Source organism: Kocuria sp. HMSC066H03, from assembly GCF_001812045.1.
GTDB lineage: Bacteria > Actinomycetota > Actinomycetes > Actinomycetales > Micrococcaceae > Kocuria > Kocuria rhizophila.
This window is the reverse complement of sequence record NZ_KV807509.1, coordinates 587,986-603,795: the sequence shown is the minus strand read 5'-3', so window position 1 is coordinate 603,795 and position 15,810 is coordinate 587,986. Positions and strand designations below refer to the sequence as shown.

The 15,810-nt window shown below is 73.0% G+C and carries 12 protein-coding genes; 6 read left to right on the top strand and 6 right to left on the bottom strand.

Annotation, left to right across the window (positions count from 1 at the left end; translation table 11 throughout):
- Positions 1-30 precede the first annotated feature (30 nt).
- Entirely contained in the window at positions 31-1,272 is a 1,242-nt protein-coding gene (locus tag HMPREF2833_RS11480; RefSeq protein WP_070638361.1) for an aminotransferase class I/II-fold pyridoxal phosphate-dependent enzyme, read from the bottom strand.
- Positions 1,273-1,408: 136 nt separating this feature from the next.
- Between HMPREF2833_RS11480 and coaD the strand changes: the two genes are divergently transcribed.
- The 5 genes from coaD (at position 1,409) to mutM (ending at position 4,533) form a co-directional block, all read left to right on the top strand.
- Complete coding sequence (gene coaD, locus HMPREF2833_RS11475) at positions 1,409-1,879, top strand: pantetheine-phosphate adenylyltransferase (protein WP_019308956.1); 471 nt, start codon at positions 1,409-1,411, stop codon at positions 1,877-1,879.
- 214 nt (positions 1,880-2,093) lie between these two features.
- A complete protein-coding gene (locus tag HMPREF2833_RS11470; protein ID WP_039101902.1) occupies positions 2,094-2,684 on the top strand; it encodes a YceD family protein in 591 nt (196 codons plus the stop codon).
- Between the two features lie 2 nt (positions 2,685-2,686).
- The gene (gene rpmF / locus HMPREF2833_RS11465) at positions 2,687-2,890 is read left to right on the top strand and encodes a 50S ribosomal protein L32 (RefSeq protein ID WP_012398114.1); all 204 of its coding nucleotides are present in this window, start codon (positions 2,687-2,689) and stop codon (positions 2,888-2,890) included.
- 1 nt (position 2,891) lies between these two features.
- Complete coding sequence (gene rnc / locus HMPREF2833_RS11460; RefSeq protein WP_019308958.1) at positions 2,892-3,596, top strand: ribonuclease III; 705 nt, start codon at positions 2,892-2,894, stop codon at positions 3,594-3,596.
- A gap of 7 nt (positions 3,597-3,603) precedes the next feature.
- Entirely contained in the window at positions 3,604-4,533 is a 930-nt protein-coding gene (mutM, locus tag HMPREF2833_RS11455) for a bifunctional DNA-formamidopyrimidine glycosylase/DNA-(apurinic or apyrimidinic site) lyase (protein ID WP_019308959.1), read from the top strand.
- A 145-nt stretch (positions 4,534-4,678) separates the two neighbouring features.
- Here the strand turns inward: mutM and HMPREF2833_RS11450 are convergent, their stop codons facing one another.
- Genes HMPREF2833_RS11450 through HMPREF2833_RS11440 form a run of 3 tightly spaced genes read right to left on the bottom strand, consistent with a single transcriptional unit; the run spans position 4,679 to position 9,854 of the window.
- Positions 4,679-6,076 carry an NAD-dependent epimerase/dehydratase family protein gene (locus HMPREF2833_RS11450; RefSeq protein WP_019308960.1) on the bottom strand — a complete coding sequence of 466 codons (1,398 nt, stop codon included), beginning with the start codon at positions 6,074-6,076 and terminating at the stop codon, positions 4,679-4,681.
- Positions 6,073-8,802: an alpha/beta fold hydrolase gene (locus HMPREF2833_RS11445; protein WP_059280916.1), complete on the bottom strand. Its 2,730-nt coding sequence runs from the start codon at positions 8,800-8,802 to the stop codon at positions 6,073-6,075. The genes HMPREF2833_RS11450 and HMPREF2833_RS11445 overlap by 4 nt, the downstream gene beginning before the upstream one ends.
- 26 nt (positions 8,803-8,828) lie before the next feature.
- Positions 8,829-9,854, bottom strand: coding sequence for a 3-oxoacyl-ACP synthase III (locus HMPREF2833_RS11440; RefSeq protein WP_019308962.1), 1,026 nt, complete (start codon positions 9,852-9,854; stop codon positions 8,829-8,831).
- A 285-nt stretch (positions 9,855-10,139) separates the two neighbouring features.
- Between HMPREF2833_RS11440 and smc the strand changes: the two genes are divergently transcribed.
- On the top strand, positions 10,140-13,784 hold the full coding sequence (gene smc, locus HMPREF2833_RS11435) for a chromosome segregation protein SMC (protein ID WP_070638358.1): 3,645 nt from the start codon (positions 10,140-10,142) through the stop codon (positions 13,782-13,784).
- 47 nt (positions 13,785-13,831) lie between these two features.
- On the opposite strand, the gene HMPREF2833_RS11430 is transcribed toward smc, so the two are convergent.
- On the bottom strand, positions 13,832-14,437 hold the full coding sequence (locus HMPREF2833_RS11430) for a hypothetical protein (protein ID WP_070638355.1): 606 nt from the start codon (positions 14,435-14,437) through the stop codon (positions 13,832-13,834).
- Complete coding sequence (locus HMPREF2833_RS11425; protein WP_070638351.1) at positions 14,434-15,810, bottom strand: MFS transporter; 1,377 nt, start codon at positions 15,808-15,810, stop codon at positions 14,434-14,436. Before HMPREF2833_RS11425 ends, HMPREF2833_RS11430 begins: the two co-directional genes overlap by 4 nt.

Genomic DNA, 15,810 nt, shown 5'->3' with positions numbered 1-15,810 from the left:
GCCGCCCGGGAGACCGCGCGGCGGGCGGGCTCAGACAGCCGCGACCAGCCCGGCCATCGCGGCGCGCAGCACGTCCGCGCGTTTGCAGAAGGCGAGCCGCAGCCAGTCCGCGTACAGGCCCTGGTTGGCGGGGCCCGCGAACGCCGACACCGGAATGCCCACGACGCCCGCGTTCTCCGCCCAGTGCTGGGCGAGTCCCGCGGCATCGCCGACACCGGCCAGGGGGTAGTGGTTGCTCACGTCCGCCACCGCGAAGAACGTGCCCTGCGGCTCGGGCGGGGTGAGACCCGCGGACCGCAGCCCGGACACCACCACGTCCCGGCGCTCGCGGTAGTCCTCCCGCAGACCCTCGAAGAACTGCGGAGGCAGGGACAGGGCCGCCGCCACGGCGTGCTGCAACGGGGCCGCCGCGCTGTGGGACAGGTACGTCTTCACGGCCACGACGCCGCGCAGCAGCTCACGGGGTCCGGTCACCCAGCCCACGCGCCACCCCGTGGCGGAGAACGTCTTGCCTGCGGAGGACACGCTCAGGGTGCGGGACGCCGCGCCGGGGAGAGTGCTCAGCGGCCGGTGGGGCCCGTCGAAGCGCAGGTGCTCGTAGACCTCGTCGGTGACGACCACGGCGTCGAACTCCGTGGCCAGCTCCACGACCAGCTCCTGGAACTTCCGGGAGGCCACCGTGCCCGTGGGGTTGTGGGGGTCGTTGAGCACCACAGCGCGGGTGCGCGGGGAGAACGCCGCGCGCACGTCGTCGGGGTCGGGTGTGAACGCGGGCGGCAGCAACGGCACGGGGACCGCGGTGGCTCCCGCGAACTCCACCACGGCGCCGTAGAGGTCGTAGCGGGGCTCGAACAGCACCACCTCGTCGCCGGGCTGCAGCAGGGACAGCAGCGCCGCAGTGACACCCTCGGTGGCGCCGGCGCACACGAGCACCTCCGTGTCCGGATCCACGTCCAAGCCGTAGTGCGTGGCCTGGTGCGCGGCGACGGCCTCACGGAGCGCGGGGACCCCGATGATGGGGGCGTACTGGTGGTGACCGGCCTGCAGGGCGGCCGCCGCGGCGTCGAGCATCTGCTGCGGCGGGTCGAAGTCCGGGAAGCCCTGGCCCAGGTTGACCGATCCGGTGCGCCGGGCCAGGCCTGTCATCTCCTCGAACACCGTGGAGCGCAGGCCCCCGGCGGCGTCCAGGAGCCCTCCGCCGGCCGCCATGCGCTGCCAGGGCGCGCGTACGGCGGACGTGGGGGAGGAGAGGTTCTCAGCGGCGGATGTCATGGGCCCAGTCTAGGAACTCCGACCCCACCGCACGCGGGGTCTGCACGTCCGGGGCGCACAGACCCGGTGGGTGCGCGGCTCGGCGCCCCCGGGAACGCAGGCCCCGCGGGAGGCCCGCTGCCGCTAGGGTGGGCCCATGCGACGCGCCATCTGCCCGGGTTCCTTCGACCCCCTGCACCTCGGTCACTGCGCGGTGATCCGCCGCGCCACCCACATCTTCGACGAGGTGGTCGTGGCGGTGTCCACGAACCCGAACAAGAGCCACCGCTTCAGCGAGGCGCGGCGGATCGAGCTGGTGCGCCAGGTCTTCGCGGACGAGCCCGCCGTGGTCGTGGAGCCACTGGAGTCCGGACTGATCGCGGACTACGCCGAGCGCCGGGAGGCCGTGGCCCTGGTCAAGGGTCTGCGCAACGGCGCGGACTACGACTACGAGCTGCCCATGGCCACCATGAACCGCTCGCTGACCGGCGTGGAGACCGTGTTCCTGCCCGGGGAGCCCTCCCTGCTGCACGTGTCCTCCTCCCTGGTCATGGAGGTGGCCGCGCTCGGCGGGGACATCGCGTCCTTCGTGCCGCCCGAGGTGCTGCACGCCATCGAGATCCGCTGAGCGGGCGGCGTCGGGAACCGGGCCGGGGCTGGCGGACGGGCCGCTCGCGGTGACGGCCCAGTGGCCGGCGGGCACGCAGGCACGTGCGGCAGTCGGCGCACGGGCTCATGGGAAGCACGGGATCGCGAGAAACCTGGACCGAGCTGCGGGATGAACCGCGGTCCTGCCGCGTGCTAGGATGTTCTGTCGGCCAGTGTCGTTAGCCAGGAGTTCCGTGAATCACCGCAACAGTTCAGCCCTCGCGTACAGCGTCAGGGAGCTGCAACACCGCCCGGGGACCATGGACACCCTGGATGTCGAGGCACCCGCACCGAAAGACTTCGGTACGGCGCTCATCGGTTCGCCCGAGGGCGCGCCCATGGAGCTGCAGCTGCGCCTGGAATCCGTCCACGACGGTATCCTGGTGTCCGGAACCGTGATCGTCAGTGTTCACGGGGAGTGCAGCAGATGCCTCGACCCCATTGACTACGAACTACCGGTCGACGTGCAAGAGCTTTTCGTCTTCGAACCGTCTCCGCAGGGTGACGAGAACGTCGAGGACGAGCAAGTGTATGAGGTGCGGGACGAGGAGATCGACCTCGAACCGATGCTTCGGGACGCAGTGATCACTCAGCTGCCGTTCCAACCGGTGTGCCGGGCCGAGTGCCCGGGCCTGTGCGCCCAGTGCGGCGCACGGCTCGAGAACGACCCGGACCACCACCACGACGTGAAGGATCCCCGCTGGTCCGCCCTCGCAGGGCTGCTGACCGACTCGGAGGATCCGGAACCGTCGGAGCCGACAACCGACACGAGAGAAGAGAGATAGCCGTGGCTGTTCCCAAGCGGAAAATGTCCCGTGCGAATACCCGCATGCGCCGGTCCCAGTGGAAGGCTCAGGCCCCCAAACTGGTGAAGACCGTGGAGAATGGCAAGGTCAGCTACAGCCTGCCGCACCAGGCCAAGCTGGTCTCCGATTCCGCCGGCACCCCCTTGTTCTACGAGTACAAGGGTCGCAAGGTCGCTGACGCGTAAGGTGACCGCTTTGCCGGATCCCGGCGAACTGCTTGAGCGTCTCGGTGTCGATCTCGACACCGAGACGCTTCGCATTGCGCTGACGCACCGCTCCTACGCGTACGAGCACCCGGGGGAGGTGCACAACGAACGCCTGGAGTTCCTGGGGGACGCCGTGCTGCAGCTCGCGGTCACGGACGAGATCTACCACCGCTACCCCGAGTGGGACGAGGGGCGCCTGGCCAAGCTGCGCGCCTCGGTGGTCTCCGCCCGCGCGCTGGCCGGTGTGGCCCGTTCCCTGGGGCTGGGCCCGCACATCCGCCTGGGCAAGGGCGAGGTGCGCACCCACGGCAGTGACAAAGCATCGATCCTCGCGGACACCACGGAGGCCGTCATCGGCGCCGTGTACGAGTCCCTGGGGCCCGTGCCCGCGCGTGACCTTGTGCTGCGGATGATGATCCCCCTGCTCGAGGACACCCGGGTGCTGCACGAGGGCAAGGACTGGAAGACCCACATCGTGGAGCTCGTGGCACAGCACGGTCTGGGGACCGTGCGCTACGAGGTGGAGGGTACCGGCCCCGACCACGAACGCCACTTCACGGCGGATGCCGTGGTGGACGGGCAGGTGCTCGGCCACGGGGAGGGCACGTCCAAGAAGGCCGCCGAGCGCGCCGCGGCCGCCGCCGCGTGCGAGGCCCTGGCCACACGTCTGCCCGCGAAGGGCTGAGCGCACCGTGCCCGAGCTGCCCGAGGTCGAGGTGGTCCGCCGCGGCGTCGAGCGCTGGGTGGTTGGCCGCACCGTCGAGTCCGTGCAGGTCTTCGACGCCCGTTCCCTGCGCCGCCACACCGCTGGTGTCCTGGACTTCCAGGAGCGCCTGGCCGGGTTGAGCGTGGACTCCGCACAGCGGCGCGGCAAGTTCCTGTGGCTCCCGCTGCGGGAGCGCCCCGGCAGCGAGCCGTCGCAGGCGCTGCTCGTGCACCTGGGCATGAGCGGCCAGCTCCTGGTGGCCTCCGCGGACCAGCCGCAGCCGCGCCACGAGCGCATCCGCCTCGCCCTCTCTCCGGCCCACGACGACGCCGGTGCCGCCCTCCCGGAGCAGGCCCGGTTCGTGGACCAGCGGATCTTCGGCGGCATGCTGCTCGATCCGCTCGTGCCCAGCACGGACGGTCACGGCACGGTGCCGGAGCACGCCGCGCACATTGCGCGCGACCCCCTGGACCCGCTCTTCGACGTGGACGCCTTCCACACCGCCCTGCGACGGCGCCGCACGGGCCTGAAGCGCGCGCTGCTGGACCAGGGGCTGATCTCCGGGATCGGGAACATCTACGCGGACGAGGCTCTGTGGGCCGCCCGGCTGCACTGGGCCGCACCCACCGAGACGATGACCGCGCCCCGCACCCGCGCACTGGTGGCGGCGTGCCAGGAGGTCATGCGCCGCGCGCTGGCGGCGGGCGGCACGAGCTTCGACTCGCTGTACGTCAACGTGAACGGGGAGTCCGGGTACTTCTCACGCTCGCTCAACGCCTACGGCCGGGCGGGGCAACCCTGCCCGCGCTGCGCGGCGGCAGGGGAGGACGGCGTGATCGTGCGCGAGCAGTTCGCGAACCGCTCCTCGTACCGGTGCTCGCGGTGCCAGAGGCGGCCCAGGCGGTTCAGAGCGTAGCCCCCGCCGTGAGCCACAGGGGGTGGGCGGTCCCGGTCCCGTGAGGCCGTCCCTGACCCATCGGTGGCGGATCTGCCGCGGCCCGGAACGAGCGGTGCCCGCGACCGTGCGGTCGCGGGCACCGTGGCGCTCAGAGAGGACAACATCACTCCAGCGAGCGCACGCTCTGCAGGTCCGTGGACAGGTTGCTGTTCTCGCTGTCAGAGGCCACCGAGGCGCTCTCGGCGCGGGCGCGCTGCTCGTCCGCGACGTCCTCCACGCGCTCCAGGGACACCGACCCGGTGTTGCGCTGCGGGCGCGGATGGTCCTGGTAGTACGCGGCCAACCGGGCAAAGCCCTCGTCCAGGCTCACGGACGGAGTCCAGTCCAGCAGCTTTCGGGTCTCGCTCTGGTCGAACCAGTGCGCCGTGGAGAGCTGCTCGGCGAGGAACTCGGTCATGGGCGGCTCTCCGTCGCCCGCGCGCAGCTTGGCGGGCAGGTGCGGCCACACGGTCTCGATCACGCGGCCCGCGAGGCGCGCCGCCTTGCCCGGCACCGAGCGCGTGGGCGCGGGAGAGCCGGTGGCCCGGCACATCCGGGCGATCAGCTCGCCCACGGGGCGCGGCTCGCCGTTGGTGAGCACCAGGGCCCGGCCGTGCACGTGGTCGATGCGCTGCAGCGCCCGGACGATGCCCTCGGAGGCGTTGTCGATGTACGTGGTGTCGATCATCGCGGCACCGTGGTCCAGGTTGGGCATGCGCCCGGCGGCCGCACGGTCCGCCACGCGCTCCACGAGCTGCGTGTCCCCGGGGCCCCACACGATGTGCGGGCGCACGGCGGCCACCTTGAGGTCCCGCTGCCCGTCCATGCTCAGGGCCAGCAGCTCGGCCGCAGCCTTGGAACGGGCGTAGTTGCCGCGCGCATTCTCCGGGTCAGCGGGCTCCGCGCCCGCTCCCTCGATCGAGACCCCGGTGTGGGCCACGGAGGGGGAGGACACGAACACCACGTTCTTCACGCCGGCGTTCTGCGCCTGGCACAGCAGGATGCGCGTGCCCGTGACGTTGACGCGCACGAACTCGGACCAGTCCCCGGTGAAGGAGACCTTGGCGGCCAGGTGCACGACGTCGTCCACGCCGTCCAGTGCGCGGGCCACGTCCTCGGGATCGGTCACCGAACCCAGCACCTCGTCCACGCCCTCGCGCTCGGCCACGGGAGCGTGACCGCGCTGGAACACGCGCACCTTCCAGCCGTGCGCAAGCAGCACGCGGGCGACGTCGCCGCCGAGCATTCCGGACGCGCCCGTCACCAGGACGGTGCGGCCCGTGCCGTCGAGCTCGCCGTGGGTCACCGTGGCACCGCCGCGGTCCGGGTCCGCGATCTGTGCGGAGCCGGAGACGTCAGCACCCTGGGCATCGGGCCGAGCGGAAGGCTCGGACGAGGCCGGCGAGGACGCCGAGGAGGTGGGCCGGGGCGCCGCGGCCGGGCGGGCGGCGTCGGTGGCCGGTGCGCGGTGGCGCCCGGTGCCGCTGGGCTGTGCGGGGGTGTCGCGGGGATCGTCGCTCACAGTGAACTCAGCTTTCCGGTGGCCAGGGCGCGCTCGGCCCAGTCACTCAATTCGGCTCGGTCGATCTTGGAGTTGTGACGGATGTCGGTGGGGTGCTCCGGGACCACCAGCACCGCGCTGACGGGCAGGCCCGTGGTGGCGTGCACCGTGGTCCGGATGCGCTCGGTCAGCTCCGGGGACGCCAGCGCCGGTGCGGACGCGGCGGGATCGGTCTCGATGACCGCCACCGCGGACTGGGACCCAGCAGGACCCACGCCCACCACGGCGGCGCGGCCGACCCCGGGGACGGTCTGCGCGGCGTGCTCGGCCGCCACGGAGGAGACCGGGCCGTCGGACATGGTGATCACGTGCGCCAGTCGGCCCTCGTACCAGAGCCGCTCACGGGCGTCGAAGTGCCCGACGTCGCCCGTGCGGTGCCAGCCCGGGGTCCCGTCCGAGGCACGCTCGGTGATCCAGAGCCGGTCGTAGTGGTCCTTGGCGTGCGGGGCGCGGGCCACGATCTCGCCGGTGACGCCGGGGGTGGTGACGATCTCCGGGGAGACGGAACCGTCCGCGCGCAGCGGCAGCACGCCCAGCTCGGCACCCGCCACGGGGGTGCCCACGCACACGCCGCCGCCGGCACCGGCCATGCCCGCCTGCGCGTCCTCACGGGCGGTGCGGATCACTCCCAGACTGACGTCCGTGAGCGGCAGCGCCTCGGTCATCCCGTAGGGCGTGTGAAGCTCGGCGGCGGGCATGAGCTCCTGCAACCGGGCCAGCAGCTCCTCCGGGATGGGGGCGCCCGCGGAGAGCATGAGGTCCACGCGTGCGAGGGCGTCCCGCTCGGCGGGGGCCAGCTCGTCCGCCGTGGCGAGCACGTTGGCGATCGCGGCGGGCGAGGCGAACACGGCGGTCGCGCGGATGGCCATGGTGGCTTCCGCCAGCGCCCGCGCGGTGAGCGTCTTGGGGCTCGTGACGTCCATGTCCGGCGTCACGGACGCCGCGCCCAGGGCGGGGCCCAGCAGGGCGAAGGGTGCGAAGCCCGCCACGAGCCCGGTGCCGGCACGCAGGCCGTACGTGTCGCGGATGGTGTCGCGCATCCCGGCCATCTGGCGGTGCGTGTACACCACGCCCTTGGCCGGACCGGTGGAACCGGAGGTGAACAGCACGGCGGCCTCGGCGTCCGGGTCCACGGCGGGGATCTCGTCCGGGGACACCGTGGTCACGGAGTCCATCAGCTCGGGCACGGTGTGCGCCACGCCCAGCAGCTTCTTGGACACGGGGTCCATGGCGTCCGCGGCGATCCGTGTGCCGGGCCAGCCGAGGGCCCGCGCGCCCACGAGGGCCTTGCGGATGCCGATGAACCAGCGGGGCGAGGAGCCGCGCAGCGCCCGGGTGAGTCCCTGGCGGCCGAGGCCCTGGTCCGCCACCACGATCACCGCACCGATGCGCAGGCACGCGTAGATCAGCGTGGTGAGCATGGACCCGGGCGGCACCATGAGGTTCACGCGGTCCCCGGGGCGCACCCCGGTGCGCAGCAGGGCCACGGCCAGCTGGTCCACGGAGGCGGAGAGCTGCGCCCAGCTCACACTGCGCCGGATGTCCAGCTCGGGGGCGGAGCCGTCCACGGTGGTGGCCACGGGGCCCATGTCCACCACGGCGGGGGAGTCGTCACGACGCCGCGCGTCCAGCTCCGCGAAGAACGGCACGAACGCGGCGCGGCCGCGGGCCCGCTGCTCGCGGTGGGTCTCGACGACGGGCTCGGCGTCCCCGAAGCGCTCCTCGAGCCACGTGAACAGCGGGGTGGCGATGTCCCGGGCCTCGGGCAGCAGGTGCTTGGCGCCCTCGAAGCGGTGCACGTCCGCGTGCGGGGCGCGGCGCATGAGGTCGTCCAGGTAGCGCTGCTGGAACACCGGGTCCCCGGTGCCCCACAGCAGCAGCGTGGGGACCTCGCGCGCGCTCATCCGCCCCGCGATCCGCTCGTAGGCGGCGTGGGACGGGTGGTCCTCGGCGGCGGGGATGTCCGCCACGAAGTGGGCGATGCCCTCGCGGCGCTCACGGGAGGTGTAGGGAGCCTTGTAGGCGCGCTTGACGTCCTTGGACGCCGCGGGATCGCACAGTGCGAGCGTGGTGTCCAGGAACGCGGTGCTCCCGGAGGTCAGCGGCTCGTGCACTGCCCTGTTCAGGGCGAGACGCAGTGCAGAGGGGATGGGCTCGGCGTTGTCGTGGTGCACCGCCGTGTTGGTCAGCACGGTGGCCGCGTGGATCGCGGGGTGCTCCTGCGCCCAGCCCTGGGAGATGAGCCCGCCCCAGTCGTGGGCGAGGGTGACCACGGGCAGTCCGGCGCCGTCGATCCCCAGAGTGGCGGTGAGGTCGCCGAGATCCTGGACACGGTCCTCGAGGCGGCGGAAGAGTCCGGTGCGCTCGGAGAATCCCATGTCCAGGTGGTCCACGGCCACCACGCGCCACGGGTGCTCCAGCTCGTTCGCCGCGCGCAGGACGTCCCGCCACAGGTAGGACCACGTGGGGTTGCCGTGCACGGCCAGGACGATGCCCCGGGGGGTGCGGCCGGAGCGCTCGATCTGCTCGCGATTGTCCAGCACGTGCCACCGCCGCTTCCGGCCGGCCACCGGTTCCACGGGCGCGGACGAGGGCACGGAGAGCGCCGTGGACCACGCCGGGTCGATCCCCGGCAGGGGGGTCTCGGTGAAGGGCAGGCGCTCAGCGCCGGGGTGCTGCGGGGACATGGATCCTCCTCGGGGGTTCGGGGTGCTCACCAGGCGATCTCCATGAGGGTGGTGTTCAGCCCGGACCCCACGCCGAGGCACAGCACCCGCGCTCCGGGTTCCAACCGCTCGGACTCGAGGGCGAGCGTCATGGGCAGCGCGGCGGCGGCCACGTTGCCCCAGTACGGGAACGTGAGGGGCACCTTGGCGGCGTCGATCCCCATGTCCTCGATGAGCTTGTTGGTGTGGGAGTTGGAGACCTGGTGGGTCACGTAGGAATCCATGTTCCGCCAGTCCCAGCCGTCGCGCTCCGCATCCAGCCACGCCTCGACCACGAGTCCCACACCGTGGTTGAGCAGACCGGTGGCGTCCGTGAACATCCCGTCCCAGCCACCGACGCACAGGCGGCTGAACTCGGTGCCGGCGCGGGTCACCGAGCCCACGATCCGGTGGCCGTCCGGGTGGCGGTCCGCGGGGCCCACCACGGCGGCGGCGGCGCCGCAGCCCAGGGTGAGGGTTGCGAACTCCTGGACCACCTGTTCGCGCGTGATGTCGTCCTCGCTCAGCCGTGCGATGGCCGCCTCGTGCCACGGGGAGGGGTCCTCGCCGGCCACCACGAGGGCGTACTCGATGGCGCCCGCGTCGATCATGGAGGAGGCCACGGTGAGGGCGTTGACGAAGCCCAGGCACGCGTTGGTCATGTCGAAGTTCAGGGCGGAGCTGGGCAGGCCCAGGCGCTCGTGGATCCCCACGGCCACGGCGGGCTCGTAGTTGTCGCGCGTGACGGACGCGTTGATGAACAGTCCGATCTGCTCCGGGCGGATGCCGGAGTTCTCCAGGGCGGCCTGGCCGGCCTCGGTGGCGCCGTCGGTGAAGTGGCGTCCGGGGGCCCAGCCGCGGCGCTCCTTGATGCCCGCGAGCCGCTCCAGCAGACCCTTGGGAAGGCGCAGCCGTGTGAAGGTCTTGGCCAACTCCTCATCGAACCGGGTGGACGGGATCACCACGTCCGCTTCCGTCTTGGTCACCGACAGGATGGCGGCGTTGCGGTTTCTGATGGTGGAGTTACCGGTCAATGTGGCGCTTTCGATCAGACGCCACCCGTACCGTCAAGGAATCGATCGTTCGTGATGGACCTCGGCGCTCGGGTGAACAAGCGGGCTGGACCGGCCCAGTCTAGCGGTCCCGTCTGACAGGTTCCTCGGGGTGCGCGCCGCGTTCGTCCCGCGGTGCCTGGATGCGGTCCCGCGCCGGGCGGCACCGCGGCACCGGATCGGTCCGAGCGGACCCCGGGTAGAATCGGGGCCCACCCCTTCACGGCCTCCCGAAGAGCCGACCGCCAGACCCAGGAGATCCCCCGCGTGCACTTGAAGACCCTCACCGTGCGTGGTTTCAAGTCCTTCGCCTCCGCCACCACGTTCCACTTCGAACCGGGTGTCACGGCCGTGGTGGGTCCCAACGGCTCCGGCAAGTCCAACGTGGTGGACGCCCTCGCGTGGGTCATGGGGGAGCAGGGCGCCAAGTCCCTGCGCGGCGGCAAGATGGAGGACGTCATCTTCGCGGGCACCTCCGCCCGCTCCGCACTGGGCCGCGCGCACGTGTCCCTGACCATCGACAACGCCGACGGCGCCCTGCCGATCGAGTACTCCGAGGTCACCATCTCGCGCACCCTGTTCCGCTCGGGCGGCTCCGAGTACGCGATCAACGGCCGCTCGTGCCGCCTGCTGGACATCCAGGAGCTGCTCTCGGACTCGGGGCTGGGCCGCGAGATGCACGTGATCGTGGGCCAGGGCCAGCTGGACCGGATCCTGCAGGCCACCCCGGAGGACCGCCGCGGGTTCATCGAGGAGGCCTCCGGGATCCTCAAGCACCGCCGCCGCAAGGAGAAGACCCTGCGCAAGCTGGAGTCGGTGCAGCAGAACCTGGACCGCCTGGAGGACCTCACCGGTGAGATCGAACGCCAGCTCACCCCGCTGGGGCGCCAGGCCCGCACGGCCCGGAAGGCCCAGCGCATCCAGTACGACGTGCGGGACGCCCGCGCCCGGCTGCTTGCGGACGACGTCGTGGCGGCCCGCGCGGGGATGGAGGCGGACGAGGGCGCTGGAGCGGCCGCGCGGGAGCGCCGTGACGAGCTGGAGAGGACCACGGCGGAGCTCGCCCGTCGGCTGCAGGAGACGGAGGCGGCTGCCGCCCGCACCGCTCCGGCACTGAACGAGGCGCGCACGAGCTGGTACGAGCTGAGCACGGTGCGGGACAGCTACCGGGCCCTGGCCACCCTGGCCCAGGAGCGGCGTCGGCTGCTGGGCAGCACCGAGGAGGCCCCCGCGCAGGGACGGGACGCGGACGCCCTGGAGGAGCAGGCCGCGCGCACCCGCGCGGAGGCAGAGCAGCTGGCCGAGCGGGTCACCGAGGCCCAGCAGGGTCTGGAGCGTGCCCAGCAGTCCCGCGCCGAGGCGGAGGACGCGGCGCGGGCCGCCGAGAAGCGCTCTGCGGAGCTCGTGCGGCAGGCCGCGGACCGGCGCGCGGGTCAGGCGCGGCTCGCGGCCGCCGTGACCGCGGCGCGTTCCGGGGTGGGCTCGGCTGAGGCGGACGTGGAGCGCGTGCGCCGGGAGATCTCGGACGTGGTGGAGCGCGCGGAGCGGGCCCGTCTGGAGACCTCCTCCCTGCAGGAGCCCGCCGAGAGCGCGACGGCCCGGGCCGAGCAGGCCGCCGAGCGCGCCCGTGACGCCGAGGAGAGGGCCGACGCCGCCCGCGCGCTGTCCCGCGCGGCGGACGCCCGGCGGCAGCAGAGCGCGAGCGAGCTGCACACCCACACCGTGCGCGTGGACACCCTGCGGCAGTCCCTGCGCCAGCCGGACGGCTCCGCCTCCGTGGCGGACGTGGTGCCCGTGCTCGGGGACGTCCCCCGCTCCGTGCGCGTGGCCCCCGGCTGGGAGCGCGCGGTGGCCGCCGCACTGGGGCCGTGGTCCGACGCGCTCGCGGTGGCCTCCCACACGGGCGCCGCGCGGATCCTCGCCCACCTGGCCGACGCCGGGTCCGGGCGGGTCCACCTGCTGGTCGCCGACGAAGCCCACGCGTCCGAGCCCCCGGAGCTCCCGCTGCCCGACGGCTGCGTTCTCGCGCGGGCGGTGCTGTCCGCCGCGGTGACGGACGACGCCGCAGCAGCAGATCGTGTGCTGGCCGCCGTGCGTGCCGAGCTGGCCACCACGGTCCTGGTCCCGGACGCCTCCGCCGCACTCACCATGCTCGACGCCGCCCGCGCCCTCGGCCAGGCGGGTCGCGGCGTGCGCGTGGTCACCCGGGACGGGGACGTCTACGGCGGCCACCGCGTGCAGGGCGGGGCCACGGAGGCGGCGGGCAACCTCGAGATCATGGCGCTGCTCGACCAGGCCGAGGGGGAGACCGCGGCGCTGGAGACGGCGGCGCGGCGCGCCGCGGAGGCCGCCCGGAGTGCCGAGCAGGACAGCGCGGCCGCCGTCCAGGAGGCGCGCGAGGCCACCCGGGACCTGCAGCGTGCGCAGAAGGACGCCGCCGCGGCAGGCGCGGCGTCGAGCAGGGCGGAGGCCACGGCGTCGTCGGCGGACTCCGAGCTGGCGCGGCGCCGGGAGGTGCTCACGACCGCCGAGGAACGGCTCGCCCGGCGCGCCGCCGAGCTGGACGAGGCGCTGCGGCGCGCGGAGGCCGTGGAGACCGGCGACGAGGAGAGCCTGGAACGCGAGCAGCTCGAGGCCGCCGCCGAGCGCAACCGGGCCGAGGCGCGGGCCAAGGCGGCCCGGGAGGCCGAGACGCAGGCGCGGCTCGCGCTGCGCGGGCTCGAGGAGCAGCACCGGCACATCGTGTCCCGGGCGGAGGCCCAGGCACGTGCCGCGCGCTCCGAGCGAGCGGCACGCGCGGAAGCGGCCCGGCGTGCCGAGCGGCGCCGGGTGCAGGCCGCGGTGGCGCGTGCCGTCGAGACCGCCGCCGGGCACCTTCGGGAGTCCGCGGAGGCATCGGCCAGGGAGGCCGCTGCCGAGCGGGACGAGATCGAGACGCGCCGTGCCGGGTTGGACGAGGCCGCCCAGCGGCTGCGCACCGAGCGTGACCGCGTGGGGACGGAGCTCGCCGAGCTCACGGAGAAGCTGCACCGCGCGGAGCTGGACCTCGCGCAACGCCGCGCCAGGCTGGAGGGTCTGGAGGCCACCTCTCTCGAGGAGCTCGGGATGACTCCGGACTTCCTGGTGGACCACTACGGTCCCCACCTGCCGGTCCCGGACGCGGACGCCGCGATCGAGGCCGCCCAGACCGCGGAGGACTCCGGCGGCTCCGTGCAGCTCGCCCTGCCCAGCATGACCGATCCCGGCACCCCGTTCCGACGGGAGGAGCAGGAGACCCGGCTGCAGCGGGCCCAGAAGCAGCTCAGGGCGCTGGGGAAGGTGAACCCGCTCGCACTTGAGGAGTTCGCGGCGCTCGAGGAGCGGCACAGGTTCCTGGTCACCCAGCTGGAGGACGTCAAGAACTCGCGCACGGACCTGCGCAACATCATCCGCCAGGTGGACCAGCACGTGGAGGAGGTCTTCGCGGAGGCCTACCGGGACACCGCCGAGCAGTTCGTGTCCGTGTTCGCCACGCTGTTCCCCGGGGGCGAGGGGCGGCTGCGGCTCACGGACCCGGACGACCTGCTCAACTCCGGCGTGGAGGTGGAAGCGCGCCCCGCGGGAAAGAAGATCAAGCGGCTGTCCCTGCTCTCGGGCGGCGAGCGCTCGCTGACCGCCCTGGCGCTGCTGGTGGCCATCTTCAAGGCCCGGCCGTCCCCGTTCTACGTGATGGACGAGGTGGAGGCCGCCTTGGACGACCGCAACCTGGGCCGGCTGCTCACCATCTTCGAGCAGCTCAAGGAAAGCTCGCAGCTGATCATCGTGACCCACCAGAAGCGCACGATGGAGATCGCGGACGCCCTCTACGGAGTGTCCATGCGCGGGGACGGTGTGAGCCTGGTGGTGGGGCAGCAGCTCTCGGAGCTTCGCTAGTCGGTCCCCGCAGACGACGCCGCCCGGTCGCCCTGGCGGCCATCGTGTCAGCCGTCTGTGGTTCGGGCCTCGGTGACGGCTCGTGCGCGGCGGATGAGGGCCGCGCCGCGGCGCCGAACTTCGTTCTCCACGAAGAACTCCGGGGGTGTCTCGTACCACCCGAGGTCGTCCCGGGCCAGCGCCACGATGCCGCACACGGTCGGTGCCGCGGTGAGCACGATGTCCACGGCGAGCGGCAACGCCTCCCAGCCCTTCATCGACCCCGCACCCCGCCACCGGAAGGTCTCGTCGGAGCCCGTGGCGATGTGGAACGCCGACTCCGTGGTGACCGTCCGGAATTCCGGGGCGACGAACTCCGCGCGCAGCCGCTCGATCACGGTCCCGGGTGCCAGGGGAGACGCCCAGCGGGCCTCCGTGACAATCCGCTCGTGCTGCGGGCGGGCCCGGGAGACGCGGGGCAGCCACCAGTAGCGGAGGAGGACCCAGACACCCGGCAGGACGACCGCAAGAAGTCCAAACAGCATCGGGGTGGTGAGGATGCCCCGGTTGCGCAGCTCCTTCAGGACACCGTTCAGCACCAGGGTGACGACGAACATCACGAGGAAGCGGATCAGCGCACGGCGGCGCGGGGACGGTTTCCCCGACCTCGTCATTTGCCGTCCGTCCCGCTCGGACGGGGTCGGCGCGCCTCTGACAGGGCGGTCTCCGGCAGCGTCTCCCGCACCGGCAGCCACGCGAGCGCCGCCAGCAGCATGAGCGCCCCGGACACCCCGAAGGCCCAGCCGAACCCGGCGGCGTCCGCCAGCGCCCCGGCAATGACCGGGCCCGCGATCTGACCGGCGTCGGCGCACATCTGGTAGCGGGAGAGCACCTTGCCGCCCGCGCGGTCTGGGCCGATCACGTCGGCCACTGCCGCCTGCTGGCCGGGGTTGAGCGTTCCGGAACCGACGCCCGAGAGCAGGGACAGCACCGCGAACGCCACCACGGAGGTGCTGAAGCCCACGCCGATGGTTGAGAGCCCGCACACCACCAGACCCGTGAGCACCAGGGGTTTGCGGCCGAGCCGGTCGGTCAGGCGCCCCGTGACCGTGAGCGCGGCGGCGTTGCCCACCGCGAACAGTGCGAGGGCCAGTCCGGCCACTGCGGGCCCCTCGCCCACCACCTGGGCCGCGAGCAGCGGCACGAGTGCCACGCGCACGCCCATGGCCGTCCACCCCGTGGAGAAGCTGGAGGCGAGCGCGGCACGGTAGGCGCCGGCGTCGAGCGCGTCGCGGACCCGCATGGGTGGCTGGGCGGCACCGGTCCGCTTGGCCCCGAGGGTCTCGTCCCTGAGCCGCAGCCACACCACGAGCACCGCCACGACCAGGGCGCCCGCGTAGATCAGGAACGGCGCGTGCATGCCCAGCCCGGCCAGGAATCCGCCGAGCACCGGGCCCAGGATCCCGCCCAGCAGGAACGCCGTGGCGTAGTAGCCGGACACCCGCCCCCGCATGTGCCGCGGCGCGAGCCGCACGATCAGCCCCATCGCGGAGACCGTGAACATGGTGGAGCCGATCCCGCCGAGCCCCCGGAACACGAGCAGCTGCCAGTAGGTCTGGGCGAACGCGGTGGCCGCGGAGGACAGCGCCACCACGATCAGCCCGATCAGGTAGGTGGGGCGCTCGCCGATGCGGTTGACCACCGCCCCGCTCGCGGGCGCGAACACGAGCCGGCACAGGGCGAAGGCGCTGATCACCGCGGAGGACGCCGCTACGCCCACGCCGAAACTCGCGGCGAACTGGGGCAGCACCGGGGCCACGAGGCCGTAGCCCAGGGCGATCACGAAGGCCGCCGCGATCAGGACCTTGATGGGGTCGGGGACCTTCTGCCCCGTGGGCGCGGCGGGCGCGGAGGCGTCCGGTGCCGGGGCGTCAGGACCCGGGGCACGCGGGAGGGGAGAAGGGTCCGGGAGGCGCCGTGCGGCGTCGTCGCCGGAAGAGCCGGAAGAGCCGGAGGAACCGGGAGAGCGGGGCGTGGGGTGGGACAC